The following is a 3150-nucleotide window of genomic DNA, read 5'->3' as shown; positions in this document are numbered from 1 at the left end:
ATGGTTGCGGGGGCAGGATTTGAACCTGCGACCTTCAGGTTATGAGCCTGACGAGCTACCGGGCTGCTCCACCCCGCGATGCGCTGCGGCCCCGTCGTTTATGACGACGGGGCCGCAGGAGAGACTTTGTGAATGGGTTTTATTCGTGTGCGCCAGCTTCAATGCCTGGCGACGACCTACTCTTCCAACGCTTGAGCGTTAGTACCATTGGCGCGGACTGGTTTCACGGCCGAGTTCGAGAAGGGATCGGGTGGGACACAGACGCTATGGTCACCAGGCAATGGAGCGGGCGCACATGAGGGGTTTAGATCGATGATGTTGGGATCTGGCTTGAGGATCGTCCGATTGTCACCGTTGGCCGCTGCATGTTGTGCAGGGTTGGTGGTGAGGGTGTGGATTCTACAAGCATGATAAGAGTGATTAGGACCGGTTAGCTTCATGCGTTACCGCACTTCCACACCCGGCCTATCAACGTGGTGGTCTACCACGACTCGATGATACCTTATCTTGAGGGAGGCTTCCCGCTTAGATGCTTTCAGCGGTTATCCCGTCCATGCATAGCTACCCTGCTGCGCTCCTGGCGGAACGACAGGTACACCAGAGGCATGTTCACCCCGGTCCTCTCGTACTAGGGGCAACTCCTCTCAAGTATCGACGCCCACGGCAGATAGGGACCAAACTGTCTCGCGACGTTCTGAACCCAGCTCACGTACCACTTTAATTGGCGAACAGCCAAACCCTTGGGACCTGCTCCAGCCCCAGGATGTGATGAGCCGACATCGAGGTGCCAAACGATTCCGTCGATATGAGCTCTTGGGAATCATCAGCCTGTTATCCCCGGCGTACCTTTTATCCGTTGAGCGATGGCCCTTCCACGAGGGACCACCGGATCACTATGACCGACTTTCGTCTCTGCTCGACTCGTCAGTCTCGCAGTCAGGCAGGCTTATGCCATTGCACTCTGAACAGACGGTTTCCAACCGTCCTGAGCCTACCATCGCGCGCCTCCGTTACTCTTTAGGAGGCGACCGCCCCAGTCAAACTACCCGCCACAGAGGGTCCCCGCACCGGATGACGGTGCTGGGTTAGACATCAGAAAACAACAGGGTGGTATTTCACCTATGGCTCCACACCGGCTGGCGCCAGTGCTTCAAAGCCTCCCACCTATGCTACACAATTCTTTCCTAATGCCACTCTGAAGCTGCAGTAAAGGTGCACGGGGTCTTTCCGTCTAACCGCGGGTACTCCGCATCTTCACGGAGAATTCAATTTCGCTGAGCATATCCTGGAGACAGTGGGGAAGTCGTTACGCCATTCGTGCAGGTCGGAACTTACCCGACAAGGAATTTCGCTACCTTAGGACCGTTATAGTTACGGCCGCCGTTTACCGGGGCTTCAATTCGGAGCTTGCACTCCTCCTCTTAACCTTCCGGCACCGGGCAGGCGTCAGACCCTATACGTCGTCTTGAAGCCGACTTAGCAGAGTCCTGTGTTTTTGCTAAACAGTCGCTACCCCCTGGCCTGTGCCCCCCACAAGTGCTTGCGCATATGTGGGGCCTCCTTCTTCCGAAGGTACGGAGGCAATTTGCCGAGTTCCTTCAGGATACTTCTCTCAAGCGCCTTGGTATACTCTACCTGACCACCTGTGTCGGTTTCGGGTACGGTCTATATGGAGAGGCTATTTCCTGGAACCTCGTCGCAGCCAGTTCAATCCAATAAGAACTGACAACTTAAGAGATCCGTCACTCATCTCCAGGCCCACGAATATTAACGTGGTTCCCATCGACTACCCCCTTCGGGCTCGTCTTAGGGGCCGGCTCACCCTGCTCAGATTAGCTTTAAGCAGGAACCCTTGGTCTTTCGGCGAGAGGGCATCTCACCCTCTTTATCGCTACTCATGTCAGCATTCGCACTTCCGATACCTCCACGGTCGGTTACCCTTCCGCTTCGCAGGCCTACGGAACGCTCCGCTACCGCTCAGATCAAAGATCTGAACCCTAAGCTTCGGTGCACGTCTTGAGCCCCGTTACATCTTCGCCGCAGGAACCCTTAGTTAGACCAGTGAGCTGTTACGCTTTCTTTAAATGATGGCTGCTTCTAAGCCAACATCCTGGTTGTTTTGGGATTCCCACATGCTTTCCCACTTAGACGTGACTTGGGGACCTTAGCTGTAGGTTAGGGCTGTTTCCCTTTTGACGACGGACCTTAGCACCCGCCGTCTGTCTGCCGGATAAATCTCGTTGGTATTCGGAGTTTGGTTAGAGTTGGTAGATCTCGCGACCCCCGCATCCATCCAGTGCTCTACCCCCAACGGTATACGTCCGACGCTCTACCTCAATAGATTTCGCGGAGAACCAGCTATTTCCCGGTTTGATTGGCCTTTCACCCCTAAACACAACTCATCCGACAATTTTTCAACATTGAACGGTTCGGCCCTCCAGTGCGTGTTACCGCACCTTCAGCCTGGTCATGCCTAGATCACCGGGTTTCGGGTCTAATTCATCGAACTCTAGCGCCCTATTCAGACTCGCTTTCGCTACGCCTACACCTAACGGCTTAAGCTTGCTCGATAAACTAAGTCACTGACCCATTATGCAAGAGGTACGCAGTCACCCCCTATGGGGCTCCTACTGCTTGTAAGCATCCGGTTTCAGGTACTGTTTCACTCCCCTCATCGGGGTGCTTTTCACCTTTCCCTCACGGTACTAGTTCGCTATCGGTCATGTACGAGTATTTAGGCTTGGAGGGTGGTCCCCCCATGTTCAGACAGGATTTCACGTGTCCCGCCCTACTCGAGGCCTCATCCATCACTTTCGCATACGGGGCTATCACCCGCTATGGCCTGCCTTTCCAGACAGTTCTGCTAGTTGAAGATGAGGCACTGGCCTGGTCCGCGTTCGCTCGCCACTACTAACGGAATCTCGGTTGATGTCTTTTCCTCCAGGTACTGAGATGTTTCAGTTCCCCGGGTTCGCTTCACCAAAGCTATATATTCACTAAGGTGATACCTTATCCACCTCTCCAACCACCCTGTTGCCAGGGTGACAGAAGAAATGGTGAAGGTGGGTTTCCCCATTCGGAAATCGCCGGATCAAAGCTCGCTCACAGCTCCCCGACGCTTATCGCAGCGTGCCACGTCCTTCTTCGCCT

General features: G+C 54.6%; 1 tRNA gene and 2 rRNA genes (1 of these 3 running past the window's edge). All 3 read right to left on the bottom strand.

The features are described 5' to 3' along the window. Window position 1: 1 nt before the first annotated feature. Window positions 2-78 (bottom strand) — tRNA-Met (locus tag C8K14_RS22015). Window positions 79-163: 85 nt separating this feature from the next. Beyond that, window positions 164-278, bottom strand: a 5S ribosomal RNA gene (gene rrf, locus C8K14_RS22010). Window positions 279-400: 122 nt separating this feature from the next. Continuing rightward, window positions 401-3150 (bottom strand): 23S ribosomal RNA (locus C8K14_RS22005) (it continues 43 nt past the right edge of the window).

This window comes from Novosphingobium sp. GV079 (assembly GCF_003058045.1).
GTDB classification, from domain to species: domain Bacteria; phylum Pseudomonadota; class Alphaproteobacteria; order Sphingomonadales; family Sphingomonadaceae; genus Novosphingobium; species Novosphingobium capsulatum.
The sequence above is the reverse complement of the archived record's forward strand: the minus strand, read 5'-3'. Positions and strand labels throughout refer to the sequence as shown.